The organism is Bacillus sp. ABP14 (assembly GCF_001831375.1).
In the GTDB taxonomy this organism is placed as follows: Bacteria; Bacillota; Bacilli; order Bacillales; family Bacillaceae_G; genus Bacillus_A; species Bacillus_A paranthracis.
The window spans coordinates 4,188,393-4,204,512 of the sequence record NZ_CP017016.1 but is presented as its reverse complement, the minus strand read 5'-3'; the positions used below and the strand labels follow the sequence as shown (position 1 = coordinate 4,204,512).

Here is a 16,120-nt window from a genome sequence, read left to right as displayed (position 1 = left end):
CACCTTGTCTTTTTCTGTAGTTACATTTTAGGTGCTTCCATTCCAGTGGCAGCCCATTCTTCTTTTGCAGGACCATATACGCCAGGAACTGTTAAGCCAGCCTGGCGCATTAAAACTGTCATTTGTCCGCGGTGGTGATTTTGATGATTAATGAGTGTCATTAAAAATATAGAATTTGGCATAGGGCGTCCAAAGAAGTCATTAATAGTAGTTAAGTCTTTATCCGTCCATTCGCTTTGAAGTGCTTCAACAAAAGCTGTATTCACTTTACGATATCCATCTGCAATTGTTTTTGCTGAAGTTGGTACAGGATAATCTTTCATTTCTCCTTCAAATTTAAGTCCCGTACCAGATAGTATAACTGGAATTGCCGTCACGATATGCCAAGCAACTCTGCCTAACGTCCAATGCTCAGGTGCAATTTCTTGTGATAAAGATGCATCGGTTAATGCATCGAGCATCTTTTGAGTAGACTCAGCCTCGTATGTCCATGATTGCAAAAAGCCTTCAATAGTTTGGTACATTATTGTTATCCCCCCTATTTATATTCATACATTAAATTCGAGAGAAGTGATGTATTCCCTTTTAATAGAAAAGCTTTCGTTAAATATTGCTACATTGTAAAAAATTAGAAAATATTTGTAAAAGTGTCAGAAAAACGATCTTTTTATTCGTATATGTAATGAATAGAGAAATGAAAGTGAATTTCTGCATATAAAGTATAAAAATGATAAGGAATACGTATTGTTAGGAAATGCTGATGATTATAGAGAGCTATTTCAAATAATAGGTGGATTGAAAGTAGCGAACGGAATAGAACTAAAATTACAAGATAAGAAATTAAAGAGAAAGTTAACTTTAAAACGAAGTGTGTTCAATATAATCATGTATTCACTTGTTATATATTTTATGTACAAAGCTTATATTAATTTTATCCCGCATTAACGGGCAGTAAAACTTCCGCCTCAAAACTCGGCTGGATTGAAGAATTTAGATGGAAGTCAGGTTGCCTGTAAAAGCCTAATTAGAGTTTCACTCTATGCCATAATAGAAAAACCAGCTTCATATATGAAGCTGGTTTTTAATTAACCTTTTTTTCACTCTTCCTCATCAAACATGAGAAATAAGGTGCTCCAATTACAGCAACGACAAGGTTGGAAGGGATTTCTTTCGGATATGCAATCGTCCCAATACAAAGTGAAATGTGTATAGTTAATAATCTGTGGAGATGAGGCGAAAGTACAAGCAAAAGGAGAGCAAATTGCATGTAATAATTACTAGAATCTATGGAATGTATCTGTGTTTATTCTATTAAGTAAATTATTTCTTTGTTAGTTAGATAGGTGTTTTTTAACTAGATGATTGTACTTAAAAGATCGAAGTAAAGGAAGTGATCAACATGTCTTCATGGAGAAATAATATAAATGGATATTGTAGTTGTAATAATCAAAATGGTGTACATGTTGATTCGTGTTGTTTTAGTTGCGATGGGACAGTGCCTAAGCTAGGCCCAACCGGTCCGACAGGATCAACAGGTCCAACGGGAGCGACGGGAATAACAGGAGCAACAGGTCCGACGGGCTCAACGGGAGTAACAGGAGCAACGGGTCCAACGGGAGCGACGGGAATAACAGGAGCAACAGGCCCAACAGGAGCGACGGGAATAACAGGCCCAACAGGAGCGACAGGAATAACAGGAGCAACAGGAGCAACGGGAGTAACAGGAGCAACAGGAGCAACAGGAGCAACAGGACCAACAGGAGCAACGGGAATAACAGGAGCAACAGGAGTAACAGGAATAACAGGAGCAACAGGTCCGACGGGCGCAACGGGAGTAACAGGAGCAACGGGTCCAACGGGAGCGACGGGAGTAACAGGAGCAACAGGTCCAACAGGAATAACGGGTCCAACGGGAGCGACGGGAATAACAGGAGCAACAGGAATAACAGGAGCAACAGGTCCAACAGGGGCGACAGGAATAACAGGTCCAACAGGAATAACAGGAGCAACAGGCCCAACAGGAGCGACGGGAGTAACAGGAGCAACGGGTCCAACGGGAGCGACGGGAGTAACAGGAGCAACAGGTCCAACAGGAATAACGGGTCCAACGGGAGCGACGGGAATAACAGGAGCAACAGGAATAACAGGAGCAACAGGTCCAACAGGGGCGACAGGAATAACAGGTCCAACAGGAATAACAGGAGCAACAGGCCCAACAGGAGCGACGGGAGTAACAGGAGCAACGGGTCCAACGGGAGCGACGGGAATAACAGGTCCAACAGGAGTGACAGGAATAACAGGTCCGACGGGCTCAACGGGAGTAACAGGTCCAACAGGAGCGACGGGAATAACGGGAGCAACAGGAATAACGGGTCCAACAGGAGCGACCGGTCCAACGGGAGTAACAGGTACAAGTATCACGGCGACGTATGCATTTGCAAATAATACGTCGGGAACAGCGATATCGGTACTTCTCGGTGGAACGAATGTCCCGCTTCCGAATAATCAAAATATCGGTCCTGGTATTACGGTTTCCGGGGGAAATACAGTATTTACGGTTGCAAATGCTGGGAATTATTATATTTCATATACGATTAATATAACGGCTTCATTGTTAGTCAGTTCTCGTATTACAATTAATGGAGCACCACTTGCTGGAACGATCAATTCTCCTGCGTTAGCAACTACATCATTTAGCGCAACAATTATTACAACTCTTGCAGCAGGAGATGCTATTAGTTTGCAACTATTTGGTTTGTTAGCTGTTGCAACATTATCAACAACTACACCAGGAGCTGTGTTAACGATAATAAGATTAAGCTAAATAATAACTCTCTTATTTTTTTATAGATTAGGAGAGTTTGTACATATAATAAGAAGTTAATGAAGTAAAGCATAGTTATATAAAAGTCAGAATATTATGATTGTAACGTTATGGTGACTATAATATAATGAAAACAACCTCATGAATGAACATTCATTTATTTTTATGTATTTGAAGGGGGAATGAAGGTGGAAAAACCATGGTTGAAAAATTATCCAGAGGAAATTCCAAGTACAATTTCTTATGATATTCAGCCGCTTCATAAATATGTAGAACAGATGGCTTCTCGCTACCCAGAAAAGAAAGCGCTTCACTTTTTAGGGAAGGATATTACATTTTCAGACTTTCATGATAAGGTGAAGAGATTTGCAAATTATCTTCAAAAGCTCGGTGTGGAAAAGGGTGATCGAGTTGCCATTATGTTGCCGAATTGTCCGCAAGCTGTAATTGGTTATTACGGTACATTACTTGCAGGAGGTATCGTAGTACAAACAAATCCACTATATACAGAAAGAGAATTAGAATATCAACTTCATGATTCGGGAGCAAAAGTCATTCTTTGCCTCGATTTAGTATTTCCAAGAGTAACGAATGTTCAATCTGCTACAAAAGTTGAGCATATTATCGTAACGCGTATTGCGGACTTTTTACCCTTCCCTAAAAATCTATTGTATCCATTTGTGCAGAAAAAACAGTCGAATTTAGTTGTGAAAGTATCAGAGAGTGAAACGATTCACCTTTGGAACTCAGTAGAAAAAGAAGTGAATACAGGTGTTGAGGTGCCTTGTGATCCTGAAAATGATCTAGCTCTTTTACAGTACACAGGAGGAACAACTGGATTTCCGAAAGGCGTTATGTTAACGCATAAAAACCTCGTTTCTAACACTTTGATGGGAGTTCAATGGTTATATAATTGCAAAGAAGGAGAAGAAGTCGTTCTTGGGGTTCTTCCATTTTTCCACGTGTATGGCATGACGGCTGTCATGAATTTAAGTATTATGCAAGGATACAAAATGGTTCTTATTCCAAAATTTGATATGAAAATGGTTTTTGAAGCGATTAAGAAGCATAAAGTGACATTGTTTCCAGGAGCACCAACTATTTATATCGCTCTTTTAAATAGCCCGCTTTTAAAAGAATACGATATTTCGTCTATTCGTGCTTGTATTAGTGGATCAGCACCACTGCCAGTAGAAGTACAGGAAAAGTTCGAAACAGTTACAGGGGGTAAATTAGTAGAGGGATATGGTTTAACAGAATCATCTCCAGTTACACATAGTAATTTTTTATGGGAAAAGCGAGTGCCAGGTAGCATTGGAGTTCCGTGGCCAGATACAGAAGCAATGATTATGTCGCTTGAAACTGGTGAGGCATTACCACCGGGAGAAATCGGTGAAATTGTAGTAAAAGGCCCTCAAATTATGAAAGGATATTGGAATAAGCCAGAAGAAACAGCAGCTGTACTGCAAGATGGATGGCTCCATACAGGGGACGTTGGCTACATGGATGAAGATGGCTTCTTCTATGTGAAAGATCGTAAGAAAGATATGATTGTTGCGAGTGGATTTAATGTGTATCCTCGTGAAGTAGAAGAGGTATTATATGAGCATGAAAAGGTGCAAGAAGTAGTGACAATTGGAGTTCCTGATCCGTATAGGGGAGAGACAGTTAAAGCGTTTGTTGTGTTAAAAGAAGGTACGGAGTGTTCTGAGGAAGAATTAAATCAGTTTGCTCGTAAATATTTAGCGGCCTATAAAGTTCCGAAAGTATATGAGTTTAGAGATGAACTGCCGAAAACGACAGTTGGGAAAATTTTGCGCCGTGTCCTAATTGAGGAAGAGAAAAGAAAGAATGAGGATGAGCAAACGGGCTAAGGCCCTTTCTTTTTGAAAAAATGGGATTGACACTTTTCTAAATAGTCAGTATTATAAGAATATGAATGACTATTCATTCAGTCATCTTCTTGAAGGGGACAGTAAAGTGAAGAAAAATAGACCGAAATACAATCAAATTATTGATGCGGCAGTCATTGTGATTGCGGAGAATGGGTACCACCAAGCGCAAGTTTCTAAAATAGCAAAGCAAGCTGGGGTAGCTGATGGCACGATTTATTTATATTTTAAAAATAAAGAAGATATATTAATATCCTTATTCCAAGAGAAGATGGGAGAATTTGTCGAAACAATTCGTCAAAAAACAGCAGGAATTGAAAGCGCTGTATCGAAGTTATTCATGTTGGTAGAAACGCACTTCTTGCTGTTGTCGCAAAATGATCCTCTTGCTATCGTTACGCAATTAGAGCTAAGACAGTCCAATCAAGACTTACGCCTGAAAATAAATGAAGTATTAAAAGGCTACTTACAAGTTATTGATGAGATTTTAGAGACAGGTATAAAGCAAGGTGAATTCCAAGCGGATTTAAATGTTCGCGTGGCAAGACAAATGATCTTTGGAACAGTAGATGAAGTTGTGACCAATTGGGTAATGAGCGATCATAAGTATGATCTGGTCGCACTTTCAAAAACGGTACATGGGCTACTTATTGCAGCTTGTGGTTATCGTCAATAATGGGAGGGATCATGTTGAAATTCCTATCTGTAAGAGTTGAAGATCATATCGCGGTGGCTACGTTAAATCATGCGCCAGCTAACGCGATGTCTTCACAAGTTATGCATGACGTTACTGAATTAATTGATCAAGTGGAGAAGGATGATAACATTCGTGTTGTTGTTATTCACGGTGAAGGGCGCTTCTTCTCGGCGGGAGCAGATATTAAAGAATTTACATCTGTTACTGAAGCGAAGCAAGCGACTGAATTAGCGCAGCTTGGACAAGTTACGTTTGAGCGCGTTGAAAAATGTTCAAAACCAGTTATCGCGGCAATTCATGGAGCGGCACTTGGCGGCGGCCTTGAGTTTGCTATGTCTTGCCACATGCGCTTTGCAACTGAAAGTGCAAAACTTGGTTTACCTGAATTAACACTTGGATTAATTCCTGGATTTGCAGGTACACAGCGATTACCACGTTATGTTGGGAAAGCGAAAGCTTGTGAAATGATGTTAACAAGTACACCGATTACTAGTGCAGAAGCATTAAAATGGGGACTAGTTAACGGAGTTTTTGCTGAAGAAACATTTTTAGATGATACGCTTAAAGTTGCAAAACAGATTGCTGGAAAAAGCCCAGCGACGACTCGTGCTGTACTAGAGTTATTGCAAACGACGAAATCGTCTCATTATTATGAAGGTGTACAACGCGAAGCTCAAATCTTTGGTGAAGTATTTACGAGTGAAGATGGAAGAGAAGGTGTAGCGGCGTTTTTAGAAAAACGTAAGCCTTCATTTAGCGGCAGGTAGTTCAATTATTTTTTTAATATAAATTAACAGAAAATTAAAATTGATAGAATCTTTCTGAAAAACAAGGGGGTAAATGGAATGAACATCTACGTACTCATGAAACGAACATTTGATACAGAAGAAAAAATCGTAATTAAAAACGGTGCAATTTACGATGGCGAAGCGGAATTCATCATCAACCCTTACGATGAATATGCAATTGAAGAAGCAATTCAAGTAAGAGACGCACAAGGTGGAGAAGTTACTGTCGTAACAGTTGGTGGCGAAGATAGTGAGAAAGAACTTCGTACGGCGTTAGCGATGGGCTGCGATAAAGCGGTATTAATTAATATTGAAGATGATGTAGAAAATGGTGACCAGTTCACGACAGCAAAAGTGCTTGCTGAATATTTAAAAGATAAAGATGCAGATTTAATTTTAGGCGGAAACGTTGCAATTGATGGTGCATCTGGACAAGTTGGTCCGCGTGTAGCTGAAGCATTAAATATTCCGTACGTAACGACAATTACAAAACTTGAAATTGACGGTACAAACGTGAAGATTGAGCGCGATGTTGAAGGTGATACAGAAGTGATTGAAACTTCATTACCAGTTTTAGTAACAGCACAGCAAGGTTTAAATGAACCTCGTTATCCATCGCTTCCAGGTATTATGAAAGCGAAGAAAAAGCCACTAGAAGAATTAGAATTAGATGATTTAGATTTAGAGGAAGATGATGTGGAAGCAAAGACAAAAACAATTGAAATCTATTTGCCTCCTAAGAAAGATGCAGGAAAAGTGTTACAAGGCGAGCTGCAAGATCAAGTAAAAGAACTTGTATCGTTGCTCCATACAGAAGCGAAAGTAATCTAATAAAATACGAAATTATATATGCAGGAGGGAAAATCTATGGCTCGTAAAGTATTAGTAATGGGTGAAGTTCGTGATGGATCGCTACGTAACGTTTCGTTTGAAGCGGTAGCAGCAGCAAAAACAATTGCAGAAGGCGGTGAAGTAGTAGGTCTTCTAGTTGGAGACAGCGTTGCTTCTTTTGCAAATGAATTGATTCATTACGGTGCAGATCGCGTTGTGACAGTTGAAAATGATAAATTAAAATCATATACATCTGATGGCTATGCACAAGCATTTTTAGCTGTATATGCTGAAGAAAATCCAGAAGGTATTGTATTTGGACATACAGCACTTGGGAAAGATTTATCACCAAAATTAGCAGCGAAGCTTGAGGCTGGTCTAGTTTCTGACGTAACTGCTTTAGAAGTTGAAGGTGGAAATGTTATCTTTACTCGTCCAATTTACTCTGGTAAAGCGTTTGAGAAGAAGATTGTAACAGACGGCATCTTATTTGCGACAGTGCGTCCAAATAACATCGCAACGCTTGAAAAAGATGAGTCTCGCAGTGGTGACGTGTCTTCTATTACAGTAGATGTGAAAGACTTACGTACAATCATTCAAGATGTCGTCCGTAAGACGGCAGAAGGCGTTGATCTTTCTGAAGCAAAAGTTATTATCGCTGGCGGACGCGGTGTGAAGAGCGAAGAAGGATTCAAACCATTAAAAGAGTTAGCTGACGTATTAGGCGGCGCTGTTGGAGCATCTCGTGGTGCTTGTGACGCTGAGTATTGCGATTACTCATTACAAATTGGTCAAACTGGTAAAGTTGTTACGCCAGACCTATACATTGCATGCGGTATTTCTGGAGCGATTCAGCATTTAGCTGGTATGTCTAACTCAAAAATAATCGTTGCGATTAATAAAGACCCAGAAGCAAGTATATTCAAAGTAGCTGACTACGGTATTGTTGGCGATCTATTTGAAGTCGTACCTCTTTTAACAGAAGAGTTTAAAAAGTTAAAAGTACATTCATGATTTGAGTACCCTTGAGTTCCAAGTGAAGTACCCCTATATATAGAAAAAGGTGAGAGATCCCCTGTCTCTCATCTTTTTAGTATTTAATCCGTATTTTTATATAGTATAAAGGAACACTTTTTTGTTACAATACATAACGATACATATTATTCGCCACGTATATAAGTTAATGATATACTCTTGGTAGAATATACTTGAAGGAGGAAATAAAATGGCAATTGTAAACGCAAATGACCAAAGCTTCGCAGCAGAAACTAGCGAAGGTGTTGTATTATTAGATTTCTGGGCACCTTGGTGTGGACCTTGTAAAATGATCGCTCCTGTATTAGAGGAAATTGATGCAGAACTAGGCGAAAAAGTAAAAGTAGTAAAAGTAGACGTGGATGAAAACCAAGAAACTGCTCGTCAATTCGAAGTAATGAGCATTCCAGCTCTTTTCGTATTAAAAGACGGTAAAGTAGTTGATCAAGCGTTAGGTTACAAACCGAAAGAAGCGTTAGTAGAATTAGTTTCTAAACACTTCTAAAATAAAAAGGCTACCATTTGGTAGCCTTTTTTATTTTCCTTTTTTACACCTTTCCGTTACAATGAAAGAACGTATGTTGGGTATTTTGGCATAGTATGTTTTCATGTGAAAATAAAAATGCTAAGCATGTAGAAATGGAGGGTAACGAGTGCACGAACATTTAAAAGAGAAGTTGGCTATTTTACCAGATCAACCTGGTTGTTATTTAATGAAAGATAAGCAAGGAACGGTTATATATGTCGGAAAGGCAAAAGTGCTTAAAAATCGTGTGCGCTCGTACTTTACTGGTTCGCATGATGGAAAAACACTTCGGCTAGTAGGAGAAATTGTAGATTTTGAATATATTGTAACCTCCTCAAATCTAGAGGCGCTCATTTTGGAGTTAAACTTAATAAAAAAACATGACCCAAAATATAATATTCAATTAAAAGATGATAAAACATATCCTTTTATTAAAATTACAGCTGAGAAACAACCGCGATTACTTATTACGCGAAATGTAAAAAAGGATAAGGGAAAGTATTTTGGTCCTTATCCGAATGCACAATCAGCTCATGAAACGAAAAAACTGCTAGATCGTATGTACCCGCTTCGTAAGTGCTCAAATATGCCCGATAAAGTTTGTTTATATTATCATATGGGTCAATGTTTAGCACCTTGTGTGAAAGAAGTTACGGAAGAACAAAATAAAGAAATTGTAGATGAAATTATTAAGTTTTTAAATGGTGGACATAAAGAAGTTCGTTCGGAATTAGAAACAAAAATGTATGAAGCTTCAGAGAAACTAGAGTTTGAACGTGCAAAAGAGTTACGTGATCAAATCGCTCATATCGATGCGATTATGGAAAAACAAAAGATGATTATGAGTGATTTAGTGGACCGTGATGTGTTTGGCTATGCAGTTGATAAAGGGTGGATGTGTGTTCAAGTTTTCTTCGTTCGAAAAGGAAAGCTAATCGAACGTGATGTTTCTATGTTTCCAATCTACGATGAACCAGAAGAGGGGTTCTTAACGTTTATCGGTCAATTTTATGAAAACAGCAGTCATTTTAAGCCGAAGGAAATTGTCGTTCCAGGAAGTATAGACTCAGAATTAGTAGAACGCTTTTTAGAAGTGGAAGCGACACAGCCGAAACGCGGTAAGAAAAAAGATCTTGTAGAACTGGCAAATAAAAATGCGAAGATTGCCTTGGAAGAGAAATTCTATTTAATTGAACGTGATGAAGAGCGAACGATTAAAGCTGTAGAGAATTTAGGGAAGCAGCTCGGAATTGAAACGCCTTATCGTATTGAAGCGTTTGATAACTCAAATATTCAAGGGACAAATCCTGTTTCGGCAATGATTGCTTTTATTGATGGGAAACCAGCTAAGAAAGAATACAGGAAATATAAAATTAAAACAGTTCAAGGACCAGATGATTATGAGTCTATGAGAGAAGTTGTGAGACGCCGTTATACAAGGGCGCTGAAAGAGGGTTTACCTTTACCCGATTTAATCATTATTGATGGCGGAAAAGGCCATCTGGCGGCTGCAAGTGATGTTTTAGAAAATGAGCTCGGTTTATATATTCCGATGGCAGGTCTTGTAAAAGATGACAAACATAAAACATCTCATTTAATTATTGGAGATCCACCTGAACCTGTGATGCTTGAGAGAAATAGCCAAGAATTTTATTTATTGCAGCGTGTTCAAGATGAAGTGCATCGATTTGCGATTACATTTCATCGTCAATTACACGGGAAATCTGTCATTCAATCAGCACTGGATGATATCCCCGGAATCGGTGATAAACGGAAAAAGGTATTGTTAAAACATTTTGGTTCATTAAAGAAGATGAAAGAAGCTTCTATAGAGGAATTTGTCGAAGCAGGTATGCCGAAAAATGTCGCAGAGACGATTTATAGTTATTTAGCGGATAAGAAGGCGTTGTAGTTTACAACGTCTTCTATTTTTTGGTATAATTTCTGAAGATTTAAAATAAATTCAAATGAATGAAAATGCAAAAAGTCAACTAAACTGATATGTCTAGTTGACTGTGGGTAATGCTACACTTCAATGAGATCTTTTATATCCCATTTTACAAGAAATGTAATAGAGTCTGAACGTTTTTTCTTTTCTTCGTAGGACTCTGCAACGACGTTTCGTTGCTTTTGAATTTGTTCAGCGATGAATCCAGCTTCTAATTGATAAGAAGAATGTCTTTTTTGTTTTTGACGTTCAGCGATGAGTGTGCCTTTAAGTTGGAACTGCATTTCACGACGCTTATGTTCAATAATGCTTAAAGTGCCCCAGCCAGCTTTTTCAAAGAACTGAATGACTTCTTCAATTGTGTCTAGTGGATATTTTCTTGCAAGGTTTCTACCGGACCAGTATAAAATACCATCTAGATCGTTACCGATTAAATCAGGTAGTAATTCTTCACGTAGCAATTCGTAAGCGAAGGCGTTCAATGAAACATCTTCTAAAGATGTTGTATCGATTGTATTTTTACTCACAATATTCCCCTCTTTCTATAGGGATTATTATATAACATTTCTCATTTATAAAAACAGATTTTTCTTTGGGAAAATCTGAATATATAAGAAGAAAAAAAGAATTGGCAAATTATATGCAAATTATGTATACGTTTTCTTGACGCTTCGACAAAAATAGGAGTAAAATGAACTTGGTATCAAATTATGCTGAAATATTTCGAATAATTTTTTCAGTTTTTCTTATGCCAATAGTGAAAAAACATTATTGCCATAAACTAATCTGAAAACAGCAGTCAATCATTCAAGGGGGGTAATGGGGACATGAAAGGCCGCGAGTATACGTTTCGTAAGTGGCACTCATTAATGGGGGTCATCCCGGTTGGTGTCTTTTTGACGCAACATTTAATTGTAAACAACTTTGCAACACGAGGAGCAGAGGCTTTTAACAAAGCTGCAGGCTTTATGGAGCTCCTTCCATTCCGGTATGCGCTAGAAATTTTCATTATCTTTTTACCAATACTGTACCATGCTATATATGGCTTATATATTGCATTTACAGCTAAGAACAATGCGGTTTCTTACGGTTATTTCCGTAACTGGATGTTCGTCTTCCAAAGAATTTCAGGTATCGTTACACTGATTTTCATTTCTTGGCACGTCTGGGAAACTCGTATTCAAGCAGCGTTAGGTAAAGAGGTAAACTATGACATGATGGCAGATATTTTAAACAATCCAGCTATGTTTGCATTCTACTTAGTTGGTGTTGTTTCAACAATTTTCCACTTTGCAAATGGACTATGGACATTCTGCATCAGCTGGGGAATTACAGTATCTCCACGTTCACAAAGAATCTCTACTTATGTAACATTAGCTATTTTCTTAGGTCTATCTTATGTAGGTGTGAGTGCATTATTAGCGTTCATCGATCCACAGCTAGCAAACCAGTAAGGAGTGGGAGAGCATGAAAGGGAAACTTATAGTAGTCGGCGGTGGCTTGGCTGGCTTAATGGCAACGATTAAAGCGGCGGAAGCAGGAGTAAATGTTGAACTGTTCTCTTTAGTACCAGTAAAACGTTCGCATTCTGTATGTGCCCAAGGTGGAATTAACGGTGCCGTAAATACGAAAGGTGAAGGGGATTCTCCATGGATCCACTTTGACGATACAATTTATGGTGGGGACTTCTTAGCGAACCAACCACCAGTTAAAGCAATGTGTGAAGCAGCACCTGGTATCATTCATTTAATGGACCGTATGGGTGTTATGTTCAACCGTACGGAAGAAGGACTTCTTGATTTCCGTCGTTTTGGTGGAACTCAACATCACCGTACAGCATTTGCTGGTGCAACAACTGGACAGCAATTACTATACGCATTAGATGAGCAAGTACGTCGTCACGAAGTAGCAGGACTTGTAACGAAATATGAAGGTTGGGATTTCTTACGAGCTGTTATTGATGATGAAGGTGTGTGCCGAGGAATCGTTGCACAAGACTTACAAACTATGGAGATTAGAAGTTTCCGAGCTGATGCCGTGATTATGGCAACAGGGGGCCCTGGTATCATTTTCGGAAAATCAACTAACTCTATTATTAATACAGGTACAGCAGCTTCTGCTGTATATCAACAAGGCGCATATTATGCAAACGGTGAGTTCATTCAAATTCACCCAACGGCAATTCCTGGAGACGATAAATTACGTCTGATGAGTGAATCTGCACGTGGTGAAGGTGGACGTGTTTGGACATATAAAGATGGTAAACCATGGTACTTCTTAGAAGAAAAATATCCGGCTTACGGAAACCTTGTACCTCGTGATATCGCAACGCGTGAAATCTTTGATGTTTGCGTAGAGCAAAAACTAGGTATTAACGGTGAAAACATGGTGTACTTAGATCTTTCTCATAAAGATCCGAAAGAACTAGATATTAAACTTGGTGGAATTATTGAAATCTATGAGAAATTTACAGGTGACGATCCTCGTAAACTACCAATGAAAATCTTCCCAGCTGTTCACTATTCAATGGGCGGGCTATGGGTTGATTATAAGCAGATGACAAGCATTCCAGGTTTATTTGCAGCAGGTGAGTGTGATTATTCTATGCACGGTGGTAACCGTCTTGGCGCGAATTCACTATTATCAGCAATTTACGGTGGTATGGTAGCAGGACCAAATGCAATTGAATATATGAAAGGTCTTTCTAAATCATCAGATGCTGTTTCATCTACTGTGTATGAACAAAATGAATTAATCGAAACAGAGAAATTTAACAATATTTTAACGCTCGATGGTAACGAAAATGCGTATGTTCTTCATAAAGAGCTTGGAGAATGGATGACAGATAACGTTACAGTAGTTCGTGAAAATAAAAAATTATTAGAAACAGATGCAAAAATTGAAGAGTTAATGGCTCGCTACAAACGTATTAACATTAACGATACAGCGAGATGGAGCAACCAAGGTGCTTCATTTACACGCCAACTTGCAAATATGTTTGAATTAGCACGTGTTATTACAATTGGCGCATATAACCGTAATGAGAGTCGTGGGGCGCATTACAAACCTGAATTCCCAAATCGTGATGATGCAAACTTCTTAAAAACTACGATGGCGAAATTTGAAGGAGAAGGAAATGCACCGGCATTCCATTACGAAGACGTGGATATTTCATTAATTAAACCACGTAAACGTGATTATTCTTCAAAACACGATGTAGCTGCTAAGAGTGAAGAGAAGGGGGATAAACAACATGTCTGAGAAAACAATCCGCCTCATCATTACGAGACAAGACGGACCAGATGCGCAAGCGTTTGACCAAGAGTTTGAAATTCCGTATCGTCCGAATATGAATATTATTTCGGCGCTTATGGAAATTCGTCGTAATCCTATTGATTCAAAAGGAAACAAAACAACTCCGATTGCATGGGATATGAACTGTTTAGAGGAAGTATGTGGTGCATGTTCGATGGTGATTAACGGAAAACCACGTCAATCATGTACAGCGCTTATCGATCAATTAGAACAACCAATTCGCTTAAAACCGATGAAGACATTCCCGGTTGTTCGTGACTTACAAGTTGACCGTAGTCGCATGTTTAATGCTCTAAAACGTGTTAAAGCTTGGATTCCAATTGATGGTACGTATGACTTAGGACCAGGACCAAGAATGCCAGAGAAGAAACGTCAATGGGCTTATGAGCTTTCAAAATGTATGACATGTGGTGTTTGCTTAGAATCATGTCCAAACGTAAATAGTAAATCGGACTTTATTGGACCAGCACCGTTATCACAAGCTCGTTTATTTAACTCACATCCAACGGGTGAAATGCATAAAGCAGATCGCTTACGTGCAATTATGGGTGATGGAGGACTTGCAAACTGTGGTAACTCTCAAAACTGTGTGCAATCATGTCCAAAGGGGATTCCATTAACAACTTCAATTGCGGCGTTAAACCGTGATACAACAATTCAATCGTTCAAAGATTTCTTTGGTAGCGACAATAACTATTAAAAAATATTGCCTCTTCATTTCGAAGGGGCAATATTTATAACTATATTTTTCTGTTTATTCTGTTTATTTCAAAGTGAAAAGGAGAGGGAACAATGAAGAGGATTTCTTATATTGAAGACTTTGAGCAATGGGAAAGTGGTTTTTCGTTTTACAATCCTGTAAAGGTTCGTTTTGGTGAAGTAGATATGTTTGGACATGTAAATAATGTCGTTGCCTTCACCTATTTTGAAGAAGCGCGTATCGCATTGTTTAAAGAACTTGGATTTATGCAAGAATGGACGCATGAATCTTCAGAAACGATGATTGTTGTTGCGGATTTACAATGTAATTTTATTAAACAAATATATTTTGATGAACAGTTGAAGGTGTATGTAAAGGCGGGATCAGTTGGGAATTCTTCATTAGATTTACATTATATGGTGAAGAATGCAGAAGAAGAAGTTTGCTTAGTTGGTCGTGGAATGATGGTTCAAGCATCGAAAAAAACGGGAAGAGGCGAACCGTGGCCTGAAGAGTGGAAGAAAAAATTACTACAATAATAGAGTGAAAGAAAAATAAGAGAGCAAATTGCTCTCTTATTTTTTGTCTTCCAGCGCCTCTTCTAATGTTAAATGATGTTTATATATGTATGTAGCGTATGGATTTCCAACGTAGCGCAAATGCCACGGTTCATATGAGTATTCTGTTGTTTCTGTTTTATCTTCTAAATAACGAATGACAAAGCCAAATTCATGAGCATGTTTTGCAACCCATTTACCTTCGTTTGTCTCTCCAAAAATAGGCTCTAATTGGAATTTAGCAGATTTTGAACTAATATCCATTGCTAAACCAGTTTGATGTTCACTCGTACCGGGAATGGCACTTACTGAATCCGCCTCAGCTTTTCCTTGGCGTCTAACGTATGTATCATGTAATGATTTTTGGCGTTTGTATGAACGATAACCAGATACAGCTGTAAGTTCAAGTCCTTCTTTCTTTGCCGCTTCAAACATACTTTCCAGCGCATCTGCAGCATCTTTGCGCAGCAATGTTTTTTCTTTATCTTTTGGACTAGTAAATGGTACGTTTGGTCTCGTTAAGTCTTCAGGTGTGTATCCGTCTGGTAGTTTTCGATGTTTATTAACTAATACAAGATTAGACTCTGGATTTGTTACAACGGAAAAATCATTGTCTAGCTTCTTTGCATTATGATCAGCTTTTGGAAAAGCAGGAATCTCTTCTTTTTGGTGGTTACTATGCTGTTGACTTTCGACAGCTTTCGCATTATTTTGTAGTGGTGATTTAGAACTAAAGTAAGCGAAAGAAGTGATACCGATTACAATAGTAGTGGCAGAAATAATAATTATCTTTTTCATGATGCCTTGTAATCACAGTCCTTTCTTAATAAAATGTGTATCGTTTCTTATTATAAGTCTAGTTTAATGAAAAAGAAATATAAGAGTCGTAACGTAATAGAAATGCAAAGAAAATGTCAGAAAATGTGTGAAATTGTAGTATTTTTTCATTTAATTCATTTCTTATCTTTCATGAAATGAATTTTTTATGTAATATATATACATAAGAA

Annotated in this window: 15 protein-coding genes and 2 pseudogenes; 13 read left to right on the top strand and 4 right to left on the bottom strand. The window is 38.3% G+C overall.

The window, feature by feature from the left end:
* Positions 1–20: 20 nt before the first annotated feature.
* The gene (locus BGI23_RS21870; protein WP_070806912.1) at positions 21–524 is read right to left on the bottom strand and encodes a DinB family protein; all 504 of its coding nucleotides are present in this window, start codon (positions 522–524) and stop codon (positions 21–23) included.
* 175 nt (positions 525–699) lie between these two features.
* On the opposite strand from BGI23_RS21870, the pseudogene BGI23_RS29000 reads away from it, so the two are divergent.
* A pseudogene (locus tag BGI23_RS29000) lies at positions 700–945 on the top strand (septation ring formation regulator EzrA); the annotation flags it as partial.
* Positions 946–1,081: 136 nt separating this feature from the next.
* Here the strand turns inward: BGI23_RS29000 and BGI23_RS28780 are convergent.
* Positions 1,082–1,186: pseudogene (locus BGI23_RS28780) on the bottom strand (iron ABC transporter permease); the annotation flags it as partial.
* A gap of 213 nt (positions 1,187–1,399) precedes the next feature.
* On the opposite strand from BGI23_RS28780, the gene BGI23_RS21860 reads away from it, so the two are divergent.
* The 8 genes from BGI23_RS21860 (at position 1,400) to uvrC (ending at position 10,505) form a co-directional block, all read left to right on the top strand.
* Positions 1,400–2,824: a BclA C-terminal domain-containing protein gene (locus BGI23_RS21860; protein ID WP_070806911.1), complete on the top strand. Its 1,425-nt coding sequence runs from the start codon at positions 1,400–1,402 to the stop codon at positions 2,822–2,824.
* A gap of 188 nt (positions 2,825–3,012) precedes the next feature.
* Positions 3,013–4,698: a long-chain-fatty-acid--CoA ligase gene (locus BGI23_RS21855; protein ID WP_070806910.1), complete on the top strand. Its 1,686-nt coding sequence runs from the start codon at positions 3,013–3,015 to the stop codon at positions 4,696–4,698.
* 106 nt (positions 4,699–4,804) lie between these two features.
* A complete protein-coding gene (locus BGI23_RS21850; RefSeq protein WP_000742222.1) occupies positions 4,805–5,392 on the top strand; it encodes a fatty acid metabolism transcriptional regulator FadR in 588 nt (195 codons plus the stop codon).
* Between the two features lie 11 nt (positions 5,393–5,403).
* Positions 5,404–6,180, top strand: coding sequence for an enoyl-CoA hydratase (locus BGI23_RS21845; RefSeq protein WP_070806909.1), 777 nt, complete (start codon positions 5,404–5,406; stop codon positions 6,178–6,180).
* A gap of 78 nt (positions 6,181–6,258) precedes the next feature.
* Positions 6,259–7,032, top strand: a complete 774-nt coding sequence (gene etfB / locus BGI23_RS21840) for an electron transfer flavoprotein subunit beta (protein WP_001029030.1) — start codon at positions 6,259–6,261, stop codon at positions 7,030–7,032.
* Between the two features lie 36 nt (positions 7,033–7,068).
* Positions 7,069–8,046, top strand: coding sequence for an electron transfer flavoprotein subunit alpha (etfA, locus tag BGI23_RS21835; RefSeq protein ID WP_000101965.1), 978 nt, complete (start codon positions 7,069–7,071; stop codon positions 8,044–8,046).
* Positions 8,047–8,257: 211 nt separating this feature from the next.
* Positions 8,258–8,572 carry a thioredoxin gene (trxA, locus tag BGI23_RS21830; protein WP_001018943.1) on the top strand — a complete coding sequence of 105 codons (315 nt, stop codon included), beginning with the start codon at positions 8,258–8,260 and terminating at the stop codon, positions 8,570–8,572.
* A gap of 148 nt (positions 8,573–8,720) precedes the next feature.
* A complete protein-coding gene (uvrC, locus tag BGI23_RS21825) occupies positions 8,721–10,505 on the top strand; it encodes an excinuclease ABC subunit C (protein ID WP_000544274.1) in 1,785 nt (594 codons plus the stop codon).
* A gap of 113 nt (positions 10,506–10,618) precedes the next feature.
* On the opposite strand, the gene BGI23_RS21820 is transcribed toward uvrC, so the two are convergent.
* Positions 10,619–11,068: a YslB family protein gene (locus tag BGI23_RS21820; RefSeq protein WP_000042220.1), complete on the bottom strand. Its 450-nt coding sequence runs from the start codon at positions 11,066–11,068 to the stop codon at positions 10,619–10,621.
* Between the two features lie 300 nt (positions 11,069–11,368).
* On the opposite strand from BGI23_RS21820, the gene sdhC reads away from it, so the two are divergent.
* From sdhC to BGI23_RS21800, 4 genes are all read left to right on the top strand, one after another.
* Complete coding sequence (sdhC, locus tag BGI23_RS21815) at positions 11,369–11,995, top strand: succinate dehydrogenase cytochrome B558 (protein WP_000678352.1); 627 nt, start codon at positions 11,369–11,371, stop codon at positions 11,993–11,995.
* 13 nt (positions 11,996–12,008) lie between these two features.
* Positions 12,009–13,802, top strand: a complete 1,794-nt coding sequence (gene sdhA / locus BGI23_RS21810) for a succinate dehydrogenase flavoprotein subunit (RefSeq protein ID WP_000676735.1) — start codon at positions 12,009–12,011, stop codon at positions 13,800–13,802.
* The gene (gene sdhB, locus BGI23_RS21805) at positions 13,795–14,556 is read left to right on the top strand and encodes a succinate dehydrogenase iron-sulfur subunit (RefSeq protein ID WP_070806908.1); all 762 of its coding nucleotides are present in this window, start codon (positions 13,795–13,797) and stop codon (positions 14,554–14,556) included. The genes sdhA and sdhB overlap by 8 nt, the downstream gene beginning before the upstream one ends.
* A gap of 92 nt (positions 14,557–14,648) precedes the next feature.
* Positions 14,649–15,095 (top strand): acyl-CoA thioesterase, encoded by a 447-nt coding sequence (locus tag BGI23_RS21800; protein ID WP_070806907.1) that lies wholly within the window; start codon positions 14,649–14,651, stop codon positions 15,093–15,095.
* 36 nt (positions 15,096–15,131) lie between these two features.
* Here the strand turns inward: BGI23_RS21800 and BGI23_RS21795 are convergent, their stop codons facing one another.
* Positions 15,132–15,911: a M15 family metallopeptidase gene (locus BGI23_RS21795; RefSeq protein ID WP_000720208.1), complete on the bottom strand. Its 780-nt coding sequence runs from the start codon at positions 15,909–15,911 to the stop codon at positions 15,132–15,134.
* Positions 15,912–16,120: the final 209 nt, after the last annotated feature.

What these genes read in the sequence shown, in the direction of transcription:
- BGI23_RS21870 (WP_070806912.1), bottom strand. Translation starts at nt 524, where the DNA reads ATGTACCAAACTATTGAAGGCTTTTTGCAATCATGGACATACGAGGCT.
- BGI23_RS21860 (WP_070806911.1), top strand. Translation starts at nt 1,400, where the DNA reads ATGTCTTCATGGAGAAATAATATAAATGGATATTGTAGTTGTAATAAT.
- BGI23_RS21845 (WP_070806909.1), top strand. Translation starts at nt 5,404, where the DNA reads ATGTTGAAATTCCTATCTGTAAGAGTTGAAGATCATATCGCGGTGGCT.
- etfB (WP_001029030.1), top strand. Translation starts at nt 6,259, where the DNA reads ATGAACATCTACGTACTCATGAAACGAACATTTGATACAGAAGAAAAA.
- etfA (WP_000101965.1), top strand. Translation starts at nt 7,069, where the DNA reads ATGGCTCGTAAAGTATTAGTAATGGGTGAAGTTCGTGATGGATCGCTA.
- trxA (WP_001018943.1), top strand. Translation starts at nt 8,258, where the DNA reads ATGGCAATTGTAAACGCAAATGACCAAAGCTTCGCAGCAGAAACTAGC.
- sdhC (WP_000678352.1), top strand. Translation starts at nt 11,369, where the DNA reads ATGAAAGGCCGCGAGTATACGTTTCGTAAGTGGCACTCATTAATGGGG.
- sdhA (WP_000676735.1), top strand. Translation starts at nt 12,009, where the DNA reads ATGAAAGGGAAACTTATAGTAGTCGGCGGTGGCTTGGCTGGCTTAATG.
- sdhB (WP_070806908.1), top strand. Translation starts at nt 13,795, where the DNA reads ATGTCTGAGAAAACAATCCGCCTCATCATTACGAGACAAGACGGACCA.
- BGI23_RS21800 (WP_070806907.1), top strand. Translation starts at nt 14,649, where the DNA reads ATGAAGAGGATTTCTTATATTGAAGACTTTGAGCAATGGGAAAGTGGT.
- BGI23_RS21795 (WP_000720208.1), bottom strand. Translation starts at nt 15,911, where the DNA reads ATGAAAAAGATAATTATTATTTCTGCCACTACTATTGTAATCGGTATC.